Source organism: Cyclobacterium sp. 10D3-21 (assembly GCF_055809755.1).
In genome coordinates, this window is the sequence record NZ_CM147924.1 from 3,911,040 (window position 1) to 3,931,540 (window position 20,501).

Genomic DNA, 20,501 nt, shown 5'->3' on the forward strand with positions numbered 1-20,501 from the left:
ATATCCGCTATGTATACCAAACAATTCCTTTTGCTTATTTTTCTTTATCAAATTAAGGATTTCAGACAAGGAATCACGTGGATATACTAAAGATTTAATGGGAACTATTATAAAAGGTCTACAAAAGGCTATAAGTGCGCGCTTAGGTGGCCTTTATAAATCCAGTTAAATATTCCAATAGCTCAACGCTTAAAAATTAAAAGGGAAAAACCATCCCCTTAAATACCCACCAATTACCCCCAAATCGGACCCTTCGACAGGCTCAGGGTCCGATTTGGGGCCTGTTTTAGGTGTGAGGATACTTAGGTTTTACCAAGTGTTTTTATTTTTCAGCATATCCTATCATCGCAGAATGCGGAAATGAATAACCTTTTCCTTTTTTATAGGATTCACAATTTTTAATTAAATCATCTTTAATATCCTTTTGTTTATCTTCAGGGAATAAGTGTAAATTCCCCCAATCCCAACATCCATTAATTAGCGGGTTAAGAGAATCCATGTTCCAATTAGTATCCCATTTTTCTAATTTGAAATTTTTTAAATTAGCCTCCGTAATAAGTTTATTATACGTTTCAAATGCTGTTATTCCAAATAGCGGTCCGTGAGGCAGTTCAGACATTTCGTGATGATTAGCGAAAGCTTGAAAAAAAGATCCTAATGAACTTTGTTCTTCATTGGCTCCCCAAACTGCGAAAGCAAATTTTCCATTAGGTTTTAAAACTCTATATATTTCTTTAAAAACCTTATTTGGTTCTGCAAAATGATGCACAACAAAATTGGCAATTACAACATCTATCGAATTGTCTTCTAGTGGAATATTTTCGGCGTCGGATTGTTTAAATACGATACTCTGATAGGCTGAATTGGCTTCGTCTATCATTTTTTGAGAAAAATCTATTCCGATAACTTTTGCTCCCGTTTCACTAATTTTACTAGTTGAGTTTCCAGCACCACAACCAATATCTAATACGGTAACATTGCCACCAACATTTGTCTTACTTATTAATAATGGAAGTGTTTCATTGGTTAAAGTAGCCCAAGTTTCATTATAACTTGATGAGCATCTTGTCCAAGTATCTAATTCATATTTGCGAATAACTTGATAATTTGATCCTTCCATAATTTTAATTTTATTAGTTAGTTTTAATTTTTGGTACATCAGTAAATAAACATGCTTATCTATTGAATTGATAATATATCGATTATGCAACCAACTCTGTGTACTTATTTTATCTTAAATTAAGGATTTCGGACAAGAAACCCACTGGATATACTAAAGTTTTAATGGAAACTCTAAAAAATGGGCTACAAATAGCAATGAACCTGTGCTGCAGTGGCCCTATTAAATCCAGTTACATTTTTAAATCTCTCAACGCTTAAAAATTAAAAAGGGAAAACCCATTCTTCCCATAGGTAGCCTAATAGTTAGCCTCCAAATCGACCCCTTCGACAGGCTCAGGGTCCGATTTGGTTGTTCGGGTTATAAAATGTTTGGTAATTGTTGTGCGTTTTTTCTTTCTTCTTTTATTTCGTTCAATGCAGAAATTGCTTCCGGAACTAAATCTTGTTGAAGCTTATTTTCTATTTCCATGTCCGACATTTGCTTAAATTTCAGTTTAAATCGATTTTGAGCATTCAGCCTTGATTGTTCTTTCTCTTCTTCAGTTTGTCCTAATATTTCCCGGTAGAATTGACCTACTTTTCCTCGTTTCCTAATCACTAAAATACTTAACATTGTTAGCGAAATCAATTGGATTCCTGGGGTTACCAAAAAGGAAAATCCAAAGGACAGAACCACGTTAAAAAAGTATACAAAAGACAACAAGTTAAACAGTCCTAATAGTAGTATTATCAAGACACCTTGAAATGATTTTTCGGGTTTGACATATGCAATTAAAGTCACTGTTGTCAGTCCTGCTAAGCCAAGATAGTCAGAATTATAAAGAACATAGTTATTCAACAAGGCAATTGAATAGGTGGTCAATGACAATGTCCAGAGAATTGCCAATATCATTATTTCTGTCTTTTTAAGTTTTTCCATTTCTGTTTTTAAATGGACTAATAGTTTAGAGCCTGATAATTAAACTTATTGGTACTTAAAGATAATAATAAAAAGTAATCTATCAGTCCTGCAACATTCCAGGATTTGGGACCATCAAAACACTCCTCAACTACAGATACACTTCTCGAAGCTACTATGGATTCACGCTTTCGTTTTTTAGTTGGCACATTTGAGCCTACCGAGCTTCAGTGTAACGCTCACGGGTTTAACTGTCGGGAGCTGTTCTAAATGAACATCAAAATATTTAGTTAGGATTTTCACCTACTTGATTACCGCGGCTTCGTGGCACACCACTGTTGTGCGTTCGTGCTTTGTTTTTTTATAAGTTCAAATCCCTTATTAATTTTTGAGTAATTATTTCAGCACCTAACGAATTTACATGGTCTCCATCACCAAAATATTTTTTAGGTAAAGTAATAGATGAATAGTCTAAAAACCTAACCCCATCACTTTTTAGTTGGATTACTAAATTATTATAAACTTCGATAAATTTCTTAGGTATCTGAGATTTGTATTTATCATAAACTGGTAAATTCACAATGTAAAAGTCTAAGTTGTTATCATTACATAATTCCTTTATTTTATTCAAATATTCAATTTGAACATTACTTATATTATAAATGTTTCCGTCATTATTATAAAAATGGCTTTTTACTTTATCGTTAATTAATCCAGTATCTAAATTTGATTTTATCGATTCTCGATATTCACCAATGTATGCATTCTTGTTTGCTATGATTGCTTCAATATTATTTTTTAAAATTAAATTTAATATGGAATAAAAATTACCTTCTGAATTTTCATAAATGTTATTAATGCCATCCCTACCTAAACTTAAAAAATATCTTGGATACAAATCAATATAACGTTCTGAACCATTTAAGGCATATGTTTTTTCATCCTGGAAAAATGTCAAATTATGTGGTGAAAAACCCAAAACAATTTTCGTAGCCTTATTTTTAGATATAATTTTTTTTAATTTATAATATGAGAAAAAATATGTTTCACTTGACTGAGATATGTTCCATAATTGGGCATTTAAATTATCATTGATTCCGGTTTCTGTGTGAGAATCTCCAATAATTACCACATTATTATTTGATGAAATATTTTTTTCTAAAATATATTTATCAAGAGGAAATATTGATATTGGAATAATAAATAAGGGTAAAATAAAGAAAAAAGTATTAATTATATATTTTTTCATGATATTAATTAAAATTGGAAGTAAATAAATTGTTGTTCTTTTCCACCAAACCAAAATATTGCAATGATAATGGCATAATACATTAAATATCTTAGAGGGCGTTTCCATTTTAACCCCAAATCGGAAATTGCAAATTCTCCTTCTCTTCCTTTCCACTCAACTAAAACAAAAATTGCAATAAGAATTATTGTTGTTAAGGCTGTTCTCATTCCATAAAATTTTGGTACTGAAAAAAGAGAAGGTGATAATATTTCAGAAATGTAACTTATTGCATGTTCAATATTTTCTGCTCTAAAAAATATCCAGGCAAAAACAGTCAAACCAAACGTTAATAACATAAAAGAGAGTTCTTTTATGCTGGGAAATAATTTACCTTTAGCAACTGTCTCTACATTATTACGGTTGTTGTTTGTTAATAATAGTGGTAAGAAGTAAATGGCATTCAATGTACCCCAAACAATAAATGTCCAATTTGCACCGTGCCAAAAGCCGCTGACTATGAAAATAGCAAAAATATTTCTAACCTTCATCCAAGTACCACCGCGGCTACCTCCTAAGGGGATATATAAATAATCTCTAAACCAAGTATTAAGCGAAATATGCCAACGTCTCCAAAACTCTGCTATATCTCTAGAAAAGTAAGGAAAATTGAAGTTTTGTTTTAAATCAAAACCAAAAAGTCGAGATGTTCCAATTGCTATATCTGAATAACCTGAAAAATCTCCATAAATTTGAAAAGTAAAGAATAAAGCACCAAGAACTAATGTGCTTCCGTTTAAATCTGCTGAATTATTAAAAATTTGATTGGCAAATTCCGCACAATTGTCTGCAATAACAATTTTTTTAAATAAGCCCCAAAGTATTTGCCGCATTCCGTCAATGGCTTTTGAATAATCGAAAGTACGTTTTTTGTAAAACTGTGGTAACAAATGTGTAGCCCTTTCAATAGGACCAGCAACCAATTGAGGAAAGAAACTAACAAATGCTGAAAATGCAATAAAGTCTTTTGTTGGTTCTAATTTTCTTTTATAAACATCAATTGTATAGCTCAATGTTTGGAAAGTATAAAAGCTAATACCAACAGGTAAAATTATATTTAAGGTATGGGCTGTTATTTCAGTTCCAAAAAATGAAAATGCAGTTATAAAGTTGTCAAGGAAAAAGTTGTAGTATTTGAAGAATCCTAAAAACCCAAGGTTAACTAAAATACTTGTCCAAAGTAAAATTATTCTTTTGGTTTGATTTCCTTCTGTTCTTAGTTTTTGACCTATGGTATAATCAACAACAGTACTAAATAGAATTAGCGATAAAAATCTCCAATCCCACCAACCATAGAATAAATAACTAGCTGCAACTATAAGAAAATTTTGCAGTTTCAAATTGTTGTCTGTTACAAACCAATAAAGTATAAAAACTATTGGTAAAAATATAGCAAAGTCTATTGAGTTAAAAAGCATTTAGTTTTATGTGAATTTTAAATTTGCAATGATAGGTTTTTTTTGAATGATGCACAACATTTTTGTATAGCTATGTTTTGCTGGGGATTTGCGAAGATATGGACTATGCACCCAATTCCTTCTGCTTATTTCCTTTATCAAATTAAGGATTTCGGACAAGGAATCAAGTGGAGTACTGGGGTTTTAATGGAAATAGATAAAATTCACCTGTAAACCGCTGTAAGTGTGTGCTGTGAGTCGACAAAACAGCGACGGATTTGTAGGATGGACCGTTGTATGGTTCAAGTTAGCTGGTCTAGGGTGCTTTTGTTGAGGCCTTCCATTCCGCGATTCATTAATCTAACTCCCTCTAAAAAAAAAAGAAAGGCCTGGTGGAATACCAGACCTTTCAGATAGTTGATTATTTTAAAAAGTAGATTGTAATTTCCTGTTATCGTTTGACAATTAACCTTAATTGATCAATAACACCCTCTTTTCCAAGCAACCTTACCATATAAACACCTTGTTCTAGTTTGTTCAAGGGTAGGGTGTAAGTGTTTACACTGTTGTATCTGGCATTGAAAGTCAGCACTTGTCTGCCTTTCATGTCATAAACATTGATCCAATCCAAGGATACCTCACCTGGAATAACAATAAACGCTTCATTTTTAGCTGGATTAGGATAAAGTATGGCTTTGGATAGTGTAGCTTTTTGCTGTTCTTCATTTGAAACCTCTGCTGTAGCCTCTGGCAAAGCATCCTCTTCAAACATCATCCTTGCACTAGCACTGCTAGGAGCTACTCTTTCCAGGATTATACCTGAAACATTGGCATTATTTGCTGAAGCTATGAAGCCAAGGTTAATCTCTCCATCTGTGACCACAATATCCTCGAAAATCAATTCTGTTGGTTCATAATTGCTTTCCACAAATAAATCAAAATTGTCTTTCACTAAAATGCCTTCAATCAAGATGTCAAATACTCGTTGACCAGCCTGAGCAACAGGCTCTCCCTTGCCGAACCACAGTTCATTGTGAAAGGTCCTGACTCTATAAGTACCATTGTCGACCGGAATGTTATACGTCAAAGACTTAGAATACCTGTCAGTTTGGTACATTTCAATGGCGCTTGCTGAAGTGACCCTATAGGTTTTATTGCTACTGTATAATTCAGGGAAAGCATTGTCTCCCAAGAATAGCATGCCCCTATAAGTAGTATTGACATCTGAACCCGCATTCAACACCATGGACCATACCGGAGCTGCCTCCCAAATAATTATCTCTTTGGTATCGGAGTCCATGTTACCTTCCTCGTCCATTACTGTCAAAACAACATCGTATGTACCCGCTTCAGTGAACGTATGCGAAGGATTAGGCAATGCACTGGATTCACCATCCCCAAAGTTCCAATTGTAAATCAAATCTCCAGATCCTGTAGATGAAGCTCCATTAAATTCAATTTCAAATGGTGCCGATCCTTCCAAAGCAGAGGAATTAATTGAAGCAAATGGTGGCAATGAAGCTGAATTAATCGACTCAATGGACAAGGCCACTATGGAAGCATTGTTTTTGGAAGCTTGGAGTCCAATATTTAACTCCCCATCCCTAACTTCAATGTTCTCAAAGATTAATTCAGTAGGTTCATTTCCATATTCTGCAAAAAGGTCAAAATTATTTTTTACAATTTCTCCTTCAATCATGATATTGTACACACGTTGTCCAGTCTCTGAAGCAGGTCCTGCTTTTCCAAACCACAATTCATTGTGGTAGGTTTTTATGGTATAAACGCCATCCTCTATTGGTGTAGAAATGCTAACGTTTTTACCTGACCTTTCTGTTAGAAAAAGAGTAGGATCACCTGCCCCCATATTGCTAAAGGTTCCTGAATTTGTAAAGGTTACGCCAGAAGTAGATTCACCTTCGAATTCATTTCCCATATAGCTTGTAGCTGCGTTGGTACCGGCATTGACACTAAGTGAAAAAGTTGGTTCCGGAATTAGATCTCCGACCACTATTTCAATCTCATCAGTGGCTTCATTTCCAATCTCATCGGTCACTGTAAGACTTACTACATATGTTCCATTCTCATTGAACGTAAACTCAGGTTGCATCTCTGTAGAGATTGAACCACTTCCAAAGTTCCATTCATAAGTCAACTCACCTTCGCCAGTTGAATTTCCAGCATCAAACGTAACCGCTAAAGGAGCTGGTCCATTTACAGTATTGGCCTCAGCCAAAGCTTCTGGATAGGTAATGAGCTCATTTTGTATCGATATTGAGAATCCCGTCATATTCGCATTATTGATAATTGCTACCAATTGAATATCCAAAGATTCATCAGTTACCGAAATGTTTTCATGCGTTAACTCAATTGGCTGGTAAGCATTCTCAACAAACAAATCGAAGTTACTTCTTACCAATTCTCCTTCTATATAGATATCATATACCCTTTGATTAGGTTGACCTGCAGGTCCATTTTTACCAAACCAGAGTTCATTGTGATAAGTATTTACCGTATAGACACCGTTTTGAACAGGAATTGAATAGGTGAAATTTTTGCCATATCGTTCTGATAAAAACAATGGTGGGTTGCCAGCAGCGTTATTGCTGAAGGCATTGGAGCTGGTAAACGTTACGCCGGCATTGTTTTCGCCTATGAACGATTTCCCATCATTTTCTACTGTATTATTACTACCTGCATTGATGCTCAATTCAAATTCTGACGGAGAAACAGCATTGACTGTGACTGAATCCGTAGCGGAGCTTCCATGCATACTAGTAACAATCACTTTTACTTTAAATTCACCAGCTGCTTCAAATAAATGCGAAGGATTTTGTTCCGTAGAAGTGGTTCCGTCTCCGAAATCCCAGGCAAAAGTGAAATCCTGTGGCCTGGATATTTCATTGGTGAAATTCACTTCTAATGGTGCGGTACCTTCTATAATTGAGGTGGTAATATTCGCTATTGGAATGGCTCCGATTTCCCCTTGATTTACAACTGATATCCCAGAGATGGTGGCATTGTTTACCTGAGCATTTAGATTAATGTTTAAAACACCATCCGTTACCTGAATATTCTCGAAAACCAATGCAATTGGCTGATTGTCATTCTCAACATACAAGTCGAAATTCGATTTGACCAATTGATCTTCCAAAAGAATATCATAAACCCTTTTCCCTACTGCAGCTGTTCCTCCATTTGGCAAGCCAAACCAAGTTTCAGTATGGTGGGTAGTAACTGTATAAACTCCATTTGGCAATGGTATTTGATAAGCAATGGAGGAAGCATACCTTTCTGATTTGTACAACTCCTCGCCTATTACACTTTCATTTCTAAATACTGATCCACCATTATGCAAGGACGTAAGGTTGAAATCCCCTAGATAGGTATTTCCTTCAAGATCTGTATCTGTATTGGATCCCGCATTGTAGTACAAGAATACCTCTTCAAAGTCTCCATCAGCAACAATTGGTATGGTTACTTCTTCATCGTTTCTCATGGTAATTACCAAGTTGGCCGCATCAGAAAGGTTATCACCTACATAATCAAATGTCAGGTTATAAGTATCACCAGCTTTTAGCAGCACATTGTCTATCAATTCTCCTGAGACGATTTCAAAGTCTTCAGAATGCTCTCCTGCAAGGACAACAGATTTGATCCAAAGTCCTGTTACACCATTGGCAAGGGAAATACTGACTTCCTGAGGCTTGCCTTTTTTGACAAGAATTGATTCAGGGAAAATTAATTCACTTTCTACCAAAGCCTTGGTATTAGGATCATCAAATCCGAAGTATTCCATGTTACCCATATTTCCACCACCTCTTCTCGGAGATCCGGCAATAATGTATAATCCTTTCCCTGAAACAATGCCTTGAGTTCCATGACGCCCAAAATTTAAACTGTCAAGTGTTTCCCAGGTTCTGGTCAATGGATCATACATCTCTGTAGCAGCCAGAGCAAGTGTGTCTGTCAAAACTTCTCCTCCTGCTACTATCAATTTACCCAGGTAATTATTCACTACCGCAGCAGCCCTAGGCGTTGGTAGATTTAGGCTATCGGGTAAAGTACTCCAGGTTTGGGTGTTAAAATCATATACATCCACTTCTGATAAAACAGGTGCAAATGTACCACCTGGCCCTCCAGATTGTCTTCCAGATACTGCATATAATTTACTACCAATGGTAGCTGCAAAGAAATGATCTCTTGCCCTAGGGGCATCATCTAATACCGTCCATTCACCAGTTGCAGGATCATACATGTCAAAATAATTGACATATCCTCCATTATGGCCGATGGTATTTCCTCCTACTACATAGAATTTACCTCTATGTTCTACGAGTCCAGCAGATCCTCTTCTTCTATTTTCAGGTATTTCAGGTCCTTCAATCCACAACTCATTGATTGGATCAAACATCCAAATGTTTGAAGCTGGCGTCTCATTAGGATAGGTATTGGAATCAAATGCCCCGATTACCCAAATTAGCCCCTGATAGGATACTGCTTGAAAATGGTTAAAGCTATAAGGATTGATCTGGTTTAACGAACGCCATGAATCCTTGGCGATATCATAAATGTCTATGGTAGTTGAACTTTCTCTACCTCCCATGAGATAAAGTTCATGGCCCGCCTGAACAAAACTGCCTTCATGACGTGGATGATAAGAAGTATCTTCATTTTTCAAATGCCACTCCTGACTTGTTAACTCAGGGCTAATGGTCCAATTAAAATTGAATGATGCTGCATCAGAATGAATTTCATCATCATCATCAATAGTAATGGTAATTCTATAAGGGCTATTGGCCAGGGCACCTTCCTCAATCGTACCATAAATAGTACCATTGGTAGGTTCTAAATATATACCAGGAGGTAAACCTTCTGCATTGTAACTTATATTACCATTTCCTCCAGAAGCCTGAACAAACATACTTCCATCTGTCTCATGACCAACGAAGTTGATCTGATCCTCTACTTTAGTGAAAGTTATCGGATTTTGGATTGGCTTACCAAGTATTTCAATTCCGTTGAATAGCGGATTCTCTTTTTGTTTTTGAAATTGGATATTTAACTCTCCATCAGTGACTGTGACAAGGTATTGCTCCATTCCACCAACCTTATTGCCAAATCTTTCTACAAGGTCAATGGAGGTTTCTACCACTTCACCTTCTACCTGAATTTCAAAATGTCGTTTTCCTAAAGTTGACGTTCCGATAAAACCATTCCCCATATAAAGGTTTACAGCATACTGCCCGTCTGGAAGTGGAATTTTATATTCCATTGTAGCTTCAGCATTATAGCGCTCAGTGTTAAAAATCTGGACATATTCCTGATCAGAAATATAATCAGGTATAGAAGCATGTCTATTTTCAATTGGAAATTCATTTGCTCCATTTTTACCATCCGAGGCAACAAATGCCTCTGAATTGACAGGTCCTTTAGTAGCATTAGCCATCCAGGAAGGTGTTCCATCGGTGGTATTAATAACCTCTCCCCCGCCATTGATTCTTAAAAGAATGGTGAAATCCTGTTCAACTTCTACTGCAAACATTTGCTCAACAAAATAGCCAAATTGGTCTGTTGCCCTAATGGTTATATTGGAATTGACTTCGTCAATAGGTATATCTAAAGTCAATAATTGATTGTTAATGGTAGCGCCAACTAAAGGGTTGGTGTTTTCCGAAACAGAAAATGTTAAATTGTTCTCCCCATTATTGTCACCAAAATATTCCGTAAGATCAATTGAAACATCATCGTCTCCCAAAAGTCGATTGACATCTTTCAATTGACGAATATTGTATGGTTTTTCTCCAACAACTTTTATAAAGTTCCATACTCCTAAAAACCCTTTTGTGACGTCATTCGAAGTACCATAAACGCCTACAGCCAATGGTTTGTTTATATCCTGGATGGCTGTCAATATAGATCCAGTTGCCTGAATGGTACCTAAAGATATGGTAGGCTGATTAATGTAATTATAAAATGGTTCAACGGTTCCACTTACAGGGTCTACATTAAAAGACAATTCTATTAATGTGCTTGATCCTGGTCGATCATTTATTGGAATTGGCAAGAATAGTGGATTAGGATCCTCTACATCATCGATTTCCTGTGCGGCAAGAATTCCCTCACTATTAAAGACAAACTTTATAAAATTGCTTTGGGTACCATCTCCAATCTGAATCCCTACTTCACCAACACCATCAAAATCATACAATTGACCTGGAGAAGACAATCCTATTATACCTGAAGTAATGACATAAGGTCCAGTTTCTGTCCCCACGTTTACGCCCAACTGAAATCCTTTTTCCTGATTATTGGCAAGGCCATTGGCTGTTCCACCTGTCATTGTAACTTGAATGGCACCAGCAGTACCTCCATATATATCCGGTGCTCCTGGACTGGCGTTTCCTTTATCCAACCAGTCAAGCCAGTTGGGTTTTAGGTTCCCATTGTTCATTAGTCCGGTAAGACCTAGACCCAAATAACCAAATTCATTTCCTGTAGCATCCGCCTGATTGGTAAACAACTGGTTTTCCAATGTCAAATTTCTTGGATAACCTACCTGAAAAGGATCCAAATGGTCTGGAATTCCATCACCATCGTCATCATCATCATTAAGATTTGATATTAAATCTTTGTCATAGTCATCTGGGGCTGATCCGCCAGAACAAATGTCTGTACCATTGTCTATTTCATCCTGATTGGAATATCCATCATGGTCATAATCGGCCAAAGGATCAAACTCCGGATCATCAATTGAAATACAAAATATATCATCAGCTGGTGTCAGGATCATTATCCTGTTATCAAATGTAGCAACCCAAATCGTCCCTGGAAAGGAAGATACGTCACCATTGGTGGTGATTCCCAATGCATTTCCTCCATTTAGGTTCCACTTATTGTATTCGGCGTCCTTCAACGTTCCGTCCTCCTTAAGGTTAATTAAATGTAGTAAGCCACCATTCTTTCCTACAATCAACGATCCTTTTATCGCTCCACCAAAGTTACTCGCCGTATATTCTGCAATACCATTTGAATTATTAGGTACAACAGTAACAATTTCTGGCTGAGGCCCATTAGAATTTGTTAGCGTCGGCGAAATAAAATCTGCTTCGATTGGATTTGCCATACTGAAAGGCACTGGAGGCCAGTTGACAGGTAGACTATTTGTCGCGTAATATTCAAACCCTGGTTGGCCGGGTGCTATTGGCTCTAAAATTTCGGTTCTAAACTTCTCAGTTGGAAGAACAGTAGGTGTAATATTTGTATAATTATTGTCATCTCCTGTAAACCTGGTGTATAACCCTGCTCCACCCGGAGAATAGGGAAAAGGACTACCTAATGGATAAGGTTGTCCCGGGTTCGCCCTAATAGGTGTTGGATGTCCCCCATAAAAACTTCCGGAAATATAACTTTCCAAATCGTCAGTTATCATCAACAAGTGATCCTGATTGTCAACATATTCACCTGTTGAAGTTGGATTCAATGGGCTTCCTCCTGGCTCGGAAGGGTCATAGTTATTATTGACCAAGGCTGCATTCCCTTCGTGTTGGGGCATTCCTCCCCAGTTGATATTGGCGCCATTGTCCGTTAAATAAAGTCTTTTACTTTCAGTAACTACCAAATCATAGGTATTCCTATAGCCTGGAGAAAAGACTTGAACAGGTCCATCCAAGGTGACCATCCCCATATTCAACCCATCATTACCTCCAAAAGGATCATTTACATCTATACCATCATACCCTGGGTCATTAGGATTATAAATTCCATTCACATTTGCCCTGGTTGGGTCATCCAATGTAGGCACATCATATTTATAAGCTCTACCTGAATAACTGTCCGTTTTAGTTGGTAGGGCTTCAATAGCATCTAAATCAATGCGTAAAACCGCACCAGCAAGAGCGAATTCAGATGAATAGGCAAAATTCTTAGACGGCGATCCTGCATTTGTAAACCCCCCATTGCTAACAATTAAATAAGGCTTTCCTCCAATCACCGTATACTCCAAACCATTTACTGCATGGTTTTCTTCGGATCGGGACAAGCCTCTCACCAAATCAACTACTTCCCATTCTGTACCTGTCCAGCTTAAACGGGTTATCATACCCGAATTGGTATCTAAAAAAGTATCTCCACTAGGTCCACCCCATTTTGGGTCAGTTGAATTGGCATAAATTACAGGGTGTTCTTCCGTTCCTGCTACTGTAATCCCAACAACCTGCCGGCCATATCGATTATCAAAAGCCAAAAATCCATGGTCATCGTAATTGGGTATATCTTTAACATCTAATAAAGTTTCTTCCCCTATAACATCATATTGATTTGGACCTTCTTTAGAAATTGAGTAGATTTTAATATCACCTTTAAGCTGTGATACGTATAGTCGCTCATCTGGCCCGAATTTTAGAGAAGTACCTGCTTGGATTTCCCCGAATTCATTAAACTTCAATGATGTCTGGTTAAAACTAACTGCCTGACTAAACAATTCCCCAGAACTCCCTAATCCAATCAAAATTATGCAAAAAAACAATCTGACCGGAATAATTACCCGTTTTTTCATTGTAGTAGAAATTAAATATGCTAAAACTGTTTGTATAGAAAAATATAAAAATTTTCAACTGTTTACCTGATACAATATTAGTTAAATCATTTACAAAAATCAAATTTGAAAAGCATTTTAATTGTTTTAAAATACATTTTTTACTATTTATTTGTTTCCAACTCCCTGTTTTATCCAAAGAAGGTAGAATATGTATTTTAATGGTTACTTTTGTGTAGTCTTATGAAGGAACAAAAAAACTATTTTATTCTGGTTTTGATTTTGGGCGCATTAAGCACTATAAGCCCATTTTCTGTAGACATGTATCTACCAGCATTTCCTGCCATAGCCGATAGCCTTTCCACCAGTATTTCAAATGTTCAGTTGTCTTTGACCAGCTACTTGATTGGAATTGCAATTGGACAATTGTTTTATGGCCCACTCCTTGATAAATTTGGTAGAAAAAAACCCTTATATATAGGTCTTTGGATTTACGTGGTTACTTCTATAGGTTGCTCCTTTACCTCTTCTGTAGAATCGCTAATCTTCATGCGCTTTATGCAGGCCGTAGGAGGCTGCGTGGGAATGGTAGCTGCTCAAGCACTTGTAAGAGATATTTTTCCTGTAAACAAAATCGCTCAGGCATTTGCCTTGCTTACTTTGGTGATCGCAGTTTCACCAATGATTGCGCCTACTTTAGGCGGTTATATAACCGCACACTTCCATTGGCATTGGCTTTTTATAATTTTGGCTATCCTTTGTACACTTATAATATTCGCTTGTAAATGGCAGCTTCCAGACGGAGCAGATCCTGATCCAAGCCTGTCACTAAGACCTAAGGCCGTTACCTATAAATACATAGAGGTTTTAAAAAACAAACAATTTCTTACTTACATTCTTGTCGGTGGAATAGCAGGAGCAGCACCATTTGCCTATATCGCAGGCTCTTCAGATGTCTTTATAAATATATACGGATTATCCGTAACTGAATATGGCTGGTTGTTTGCCTTCCTATCAATAGCCATGATAGGTGCTACTCAGTTGAACCACATTCTTCTAAATCATTTTAGTAACCGAACCATTGTAATTACTGCTTTGTGTTACCAATTGGTCATTGGCTTTATAATGGTCCTTGGAGTTTGGACAAATATCTTCAATGTCTATTTCTTAATAGGTATGATGTTTATATTTTTAACTGGCCATGGATTAAGTGTTCCTAATTCGGCAGCCATATCACTTGCTCCCTTCACCAAAAATGCGGGCAGTGCTGCTGCAATGATGGGATTTATGCGCATGGCTATTGGTGGGATAGTTTCGGCTTTGGTCAGTGTATTTCACAATGGTACAGCCATCCCCATGGTTTTTTTAATGGCCTCCTGTATTTTGATTGCTGGACTTGTATTGCTGAAACATTATCATTCTACGGGAGAACTAACCCGCTTGAGGAATTCAAAACCTACTTAAGGGGCAAATTGCTATATAATAGGTGATACTGGAATAATTTTTTAACTTTGCACTTTATTATCATAACAGTAAGTAAAAAGAATGATTTCAGTAGATAATTTATCCCTTAAATTCGGCAAGAGAACCCTGTTCGAAGAAGTTAATTTAAAATTTACTCCCGGAAACTGTTTTGGCGTTATTGGCGCCAATGGAGCCGGTAAGTCAACTTTTTTAAAGATTCTTACTGGTGAAATGGACAGTACTACGGGTAATGTAAACATTACACCCGGCCAACGCATGGCGGTATTGTCCCAGGATCACTTTGCCTTTCAGGATGAAGAGGTTTTACGTACCGTTATAATCGGTCACAAAAAGCTTTTTGAAATCATGACTGAAAAGGATGCCATCTATATGAAGGAAGACTTTACCGAGGCAGATGGTTTAAGGGCAGCTGAATTAGAAGCTGAATTCGCAGAAATGGATGGCTGGAATGCAGAAAGTGATGCGGCAGCTTTATTGTCTGGATTGGGCGTAGTAGAAAGTCTCCATGGCAAATTAATGAAAGACCTTTCCGGTGATCAAAAGGTAAGGGTGCTTCTTGCACAGGCCTTGTTTGGTAATCCTGATATCCTTGTTCTTGATGAACCTACCAATGATCTGGATGCAGAAACGATTGGTTGGTTAGAAGATTTCTTGATCAACTTCAAAAACCTAGTCATTGTAGTTTCTCACGATAGGCACTTCCTGGATGAAGTAGCTACCCATATAGTGGACATTGATTTTGGTAAAATAAATATCTACTCAGGAAACTATACCTTCTGGTATGAATCTTCGCAAATAGCTGCCAAACAAAAAACGGATCAGAACAAAAAAGCGGAAGACAAGCGAAAAGAACTTCAAGCTTTTATAGAGCGTTTTTCTGCCAACGTAGCCAAATCAAAACAAGCTACCGCACGAAAAAAGATGCTGGAAAAATTGAATGTAGATGAAATTAAACCATCTACCAGAAAATATCCCGGTATTATTTTCAAACCAGAACGTGAAGCTGGTGACCAAATATTGCTTACTGAAGAGCTTGAGCTAAAAAATGATGGAACCACTTATTTTACTGATGTAAATTTAATGGTGGATAAAGGGGACAAAATAGCCTTCCTTTCAAGAACCAAACAATCCGTAACGAAGTTTTTCCAAACCTTAATGGATGAAATTCCCGTCCAGTCTGGAAGCTATAAATGGGGAGTAACCATCAATAAGGCGTATATGCCGAATGACAATTCTCCTTTCTTTGACTCTGACCTGAAATTAATTGACTGGCTGAGCCAATATTCAGAAAACCAAGAAGAAGCCTACGTGCGTACCTTCTTAGGAAGAATGCTATTTACAGGTGAAGAGTCATTTAAGAAAGCATCAGTGCTTTCTGGTGGTGAAAAAGTAAGGTGTATGCTCTCTCGAATGATGCTGCAAAATCCTAACTTATTGGTATTGGATGAACCTACCAATCACCTGGATCTGGAATCTATCCATGCCCTTAACAATGCAATGATAGATTTCAATGGGACTGTTTTGTTTTCCTCTTATGACCACGCTTTTGTACAATCAGTGGCCAATAGAATTATCGAATTTACGCCTTCAGGAACAATCGATAGAAGAATGGATTATGAATCTTATCTTGGAAGCCCGGAGATTAAAGCGCTTAGAGAAAAAATGTACGCCAATCCAAAAGGTAAATAAGAAAAAGAAATTGGCGAATAATAAAGTAAAAAGCTGTGGAAATAATTTCCACAGCTTTTTTATTTTTAGACGTTTACACCTGTAGTTCCACCACCTTTCAAGGTAAGTTCAACAGGAGAATTCGTCTTCCAGGATCCACCAGTAAAGTCAGGTACATCTATAGAATTGGATCTGTTAGCAACGGACCACTCACTCAATGGAGCAATTGCACTCCATAGCGCACCATCATAAACATCCTGATCGTAAGGAAGGCCATTTCTCAGGCAATCGATCATACGCCAGTCCATCATAAAGTCCATTCCACCATGGCCACCAATTTTCTTGGCCATCTCCCCTACTTTTTTGACAATTTCTGGCGTATACTTCTCTTCTAATGCTTTCATTTGGTCTGCTTTAAACCATCCCTCATGTCCAGTAGAAATACCAGGCACAGGGTACTTGCTTGCAGCACCTTTTGTTCCGCTTAACAAATGAATTCTTGAATAAGGACGAGGAGAACTCACATCATGCTGCACCATGATTGATTTCCCTTTTTTCGTTTTTATTATCGTGGTATTCATATTGCCTCTGAAATTCTTGGTGGCAAAAGAGGAATAAAAACTATCTGTTTCAGCCAATTTCTGAGCTTCCGCTTTCATAAGGAAATCATTGCTTGAAAGAGAAGTTAAATAATCCATTTGATCGCCCCTATTGATATCCATGGCCTGACAAACCGGGCCTAAACCGTGAGTAGGATAAAGGCTACCATTTCTATAATTCTCCTTCAAACGCCACATGTCCTGGTAGCCATCCTTGGCGAAATTCAATCCCAACAAATCATGAATATAAGCTCCTTCTCCATGGAAAACATCTCCAAAGAAACCATCTCTGGCCATATTGAGTGTCATCAACTCAAAGAAATCATAACAACAGTTCTCCATCATCATGCAATGTTTCTTGGTGCGTTCAGATGTCTCTACCAATTGCCAACATTCCTCAATGGTAACAGCTATTGGCACTTCACTACAAGCATGTTTGCCTGCTTCCATGGCGTAAACAGCCATAGGAGTATGCCATTCCCAAGGTGTAGCAATGTATATCAAATCAAGATCATCTCTGTCCATCATTGTTTTCCACGCATAGGCAGAACCACTGTAAGTATCAGGTTTATGTGAAGTACCTTCCAAGGACTTCACTACTTTGTCTACCATTTCAGGCAACAAATCACAAAGTGCTTTGATTTCTACGCCTTCGATTTTGCTGAGTCTATTGACTGCTCCCGGCCCTCTACTTCCTAAACCTACAATCCCTACTCTTACCACATCCAATTTAGGTGCAGCGTAACCTGACATGTTAAATCTCTGGGTATGACTTCTCTTGCTTTGGGCAAGGACATTATTTTGTTCTTCTAATGACAACCCTTTAAAACCAGTTCCCACTACTCCTAATCCGGCAAGGCCGGAGAGCTTCAAAAACTCTCTCCTATTATTACTCATAAGTACATTAATTAGTTAGTTGAATTTTTAAATTAATACTCCTATTAAAATCATCAAATTTTAAAAAACAATTTCTTTTTATACAGAAAATAACACAAATACCACATAATGGCCAAAGTAAAGATGCCATTGAGCAAAGCCAGTATTACTTCAGGAACCCCGATTGGTTCCAAAAACCCATAATTGAAAATATGGACCACATTTCTTAACCACCCATGGCCCAATAGATTCGCAAACAAATAAATGAATATAGAATTCATGCCTACTACTGTAAACATAAAAGGCCATTTATTCACTTTCTTCACATCTATAAACCAGAAAAAGAAGGCCAACACCAAAATGGCCCATCCGCCAGAAGCTAGAACGAAGGAACTTGTACAAATCCTCTTAATAATGGGCGTAATACCCGACCAATCTAGTCCATAGCCCAAAACCAAGCCTGACAGTCCTGCAATTACTAAATATTTTATTTTAATGGCATTGGTTTTATCACTTAGCAGAACCCTACCACACATAGCTCCCCAAAGGGTATGCGCTGCTGTAGGAATGCAATTAATGGCTACCCATCCCCCACTACTGATTTTGCCCATTAAAATCATGTCCATATAGGAACCGAAATTTTCTCCTTTGACAAAAGGTGCTGCTGGATCATAAAGCCTATACATCAACTCCGTCAATACCAACAAACCAATCGAGATGGCCAGTTGATATTTTAATGGTTTTCTGATTAATAAATAGGTGAATAAGATGGTAAAAGACAGCTGTGTAAGGACATTCCATAACTCGAAAACCAGCTCTCCAGCGTGAATGCAGTATAACCCCGTACCAAAAAGAAAAAGGAGAAGACATCTTTTAAGTATATGCCTCGTCACTTTTTTCTGATCCCCCTGAGTAGCCAATCGTTTATTTAAGGAAAATGGCATGGCCACACCTACAATAAACATAAAGAATGGCTGAATTAGATCCCAAAACCTTAACCCATTCCATGGGTGATGGGTGAATTGGTTAAAAAACAAATACCCTAAAGATCCTTCTGAAAACAAGCCTTTAAAAACGCCATATATCATTGCAGACTCCCCCACCAATAAAAACATGGTGATCCCTCTATAGGCATCTAAGGAAACTAATCTTTTGTTACTGGCATTCTGAAGTGTGGTCATTGGCGGTTAAGTGATGAAAATCAAAGTTCATTTACCTTAAAGGGATAATTCAAATATAGCTTTTCATGGTTCAGGTTCAAATAGTACATCCTATAAATTATATGACTGGTTACCCTTTAAATCTAAAAATTTTCACCACAAGCCAGATTTTACCCAAGATTTCCAATTGAATCATGAAATAAAATGGAAGTTTCAATTACTTAGGATCTGAAATGAATCAACCTAGGAGAATTGGCTAATCCCGTGCAAATACCAATATTGAAATGCTCCTTCAGCAAAATGCACTGCTATTTCATACCTAGTCTAAAATTTCTTTTACAATTGAATAATATCCTCTGGCATGTTGATCCATTCCCAAATCGGTAGGATGCGTACCATCAACTGTTCCTTCCATGGTAAGGCCAATGTCTTCTTTTTCCAGGTAATACAATTCTTCCACGCCTTCAGCAATCAACTTTTTATAGGCTGCCTTTGACAATACATTCCTATTCTGATAGGATTCTCTTCTGTTTTTGTTAACCATGTCATCGGTATAGCCAGCATGTTCTACCAAAAGAATTGGGGTATCAGGCTTTCTTGCTTTCAATTCTCTTACAGCATCAATAATCCGCTTGCTTACTTCCTCTTCAGTGATGGTGTTATTAACCAAATTAGGTAAACAATCTAAAACATAAAGACTACTATTAATGGTAGCCATATAATCAATAAGGGGCTCTTCCAATAGTCCATTTCCAGAAAAACCAAGATTGATCATTGGCTTATTAATCATTCTTTCTAAGATGGCTGTCCAAGCCATTCCGGGTCTGGAGGCACAGCCCCCTTGTGCAATGGATGTACCATAAACGACCACAGGCAAATCTTCATTTCCCGGGGCAATAAAACTAAAGTCAGCTTTCTCATCTACGCCTATTTCAAGAAAAGTTACCTCATTGTACAAAGGCAGGTAAAGGTCAAAATCTTTAGCTGTAATATTGTCCGCTACAAGTGGAAAAGTATACTGTATGGTATCACCAAAGGAATAACTACCCCGAACCCATACCCAACGATCACTTTCTCTATTGTACAGATCGAGTCCACTAACGCCTGTAGCAGGCATATGTGGCATTGCTTGCCGTCCAGAGACAACATACCTCACTTTAATCTCTTCAGCATTCGTGTTAAACCGCAATTTAACACCTGCCGCATGTCTGGATAAGCCCCATACTGCTTTTCTAACTTTATCCTCTGCATCATCTGGAAGTCTGTGGTAATCCAAACCAGGCCAACCCTGACCGTGAACAAGATTTTTTCCAGGAACAGTCAAAGGATCTCTCCAACTTAAATCCTCCTGGGCAATAACCAATGAGAACTGGCAAAATAATAGGGACAGTGCCAAAAACAATCTTAGATTCATTGTGATATAATTAGTGAAATTATTTTTTAGGAAAGTTTAAGCAACTAATTTAGAAAAA

Annotated in this window: 10 protein-coding genes; 2 read left to right on the forward strand and 8 right to left on the reverse strand. The window is 37.3% G+C overall.

Annotated elements, in window-relative coordinates; translation table 11 throughout:
- Positions 1–322: 322 nt before the first annotated feature.
- From AC0L7T_RS15530 to AC0L7T_RS15550, 5 genes are all read right to left on the reverse strand, one after another.
- The gene (locus AC0L7T_RS15530) at positions 323–1,120 is read right to left on the reverse strand and encodes a class I SAM-dependent methyltransferase (protein ID WP_473336323.1); all 798 of its coding nucleotides are present in this window, start codon (positions 1,118–1,120) and stop codon (positions 323–325) included.
- Between the two features lie 360 nt (positions 1,121–1,480).
- Complete coding sequence (locus AC0L7T_RS15535) at positions 1,481–2,041, reverse strand: hypothetical protein (protein WP_473336325.1); 561 nt, start codon at positions 2,039–2,041, stop codon at positions 1,481–1,483.
- Positions 2,042–2,381: 340 nt separating this feature from the next.
- Positions 2,382–3,269: a hypothetical protein gene (locus tag AC0L7T_RS15540; RefSeq protein WP_473336326.1), complete on the reverse strand. Its 888-nt coding sequence runs from the start codon at positions 3,267–3,269 to the stop codon at positions 2,382–2,384.
- An 8-nt stretch (positions 3,270–3,277) separates the two neighbouring features.
- Entirely contained in the window at positions 3,278–4,726 is a 1,449-nt protein-coding gene (locus AC0L7T_RS15545) for an MBOAT family O-acyltransferase (protein ID WP_473336328.1), read from the reverse strand.
- A gap of 430 nt (positions 4,727–5,156) precedes the next feature.
- Positions 5,157–13,262, reverse strand: coding sequence for a malectin domain-containing carbohydrate-binding protein (locus AC0L7T_RS15550; protein ID WP_473336329.1), 8,106 nt, complete (start codon positions 13,260–13,262; stop codon positions 5,157–5,159).
- Positions 13,263–13,484: 222 nt separating this feature from the next.
- Here AC0L7T_RS15550 and AC0L7T_RS15555 point away from each other — a divergent pair, with 222 nt between their 5' ends.
- Together AC0L7T_RS15555 and AC0L7T_RS15560 are read left to right on the forward strand one after the other, a co-directional pair.
- The gene (locus AC0L7T_RS15555; RefSeq protein ID WP_473336331.1) at positions 13,485–14,705 is read left to right on the forward strand and encodes a multidrug effflux MFS transporter; all 1,221 of its coding nucleotides are present in this window, start codon (positions 13,485–13,487) and stop codon (positions 14,703–14,705) included.
- An 81-nt stretch (positions 14,706–14,786) separates the two neighbouring features.
- Positions 14,787–16,415 (forward strand): ABC-F family ATP-binding cassette domain-containing protein, encoded by a 1,629-nt coding sequence (locus tag AC0L7T_RS15560; protein WP_473336333.1) that lies wholly within the window; start codon positions 14,787–14,789, stop codon positions 16,413–16,415.
- 65 nt (positions 16,416–16,480) lie between these two features.
- Here AC0L7T_RS15560 and AC0L7T_RS15565 read toward each other — a convergent pair whose 3' ends face one another.
- From AC0L7T_RS15565 to AC0L7T_RS15575, 3 genes are all read right to left on the reverse strand, one after another.
- On the reverse strand, positions 16,481–17,890 hold the full coding sequence (locus AC0L7T_RS15565) for a Gfo/Idh/MocA family protein (protein WP_473336335.1): 1,410 nt from the start codon (positions 17,888–17,890) through the stop codon (positions 16,481–16,483).
- Positions 17,891–17,943: 53 nt separating this feature from the next.
- Positions 17,944–19,050, reverse strand: a complete 1,107-nt coding sequence (locus AC0L7T_RS15570; protein WP_473336337.1) for an acyltransferase family protein — start codon at positions 19,048–19,050, stop codon at positions 17,944–17,946.
- A 298-nt stretch (positions 19,051–19,348) separates the two neighbouring features.
- Positions 19,349–20,443, reverse strand: coding sequence for an SGNH/GDSL hydrolase family protein (locus AC0L7T_RS15575; RefSeq protein WP_473336339.1), 1,095 nt, complete (start codon positions 20,441–20,443; stop codon positions 19,349–19,351).
- Positions 20,444–20,501 lie beyond the last annotated feature (58 nt).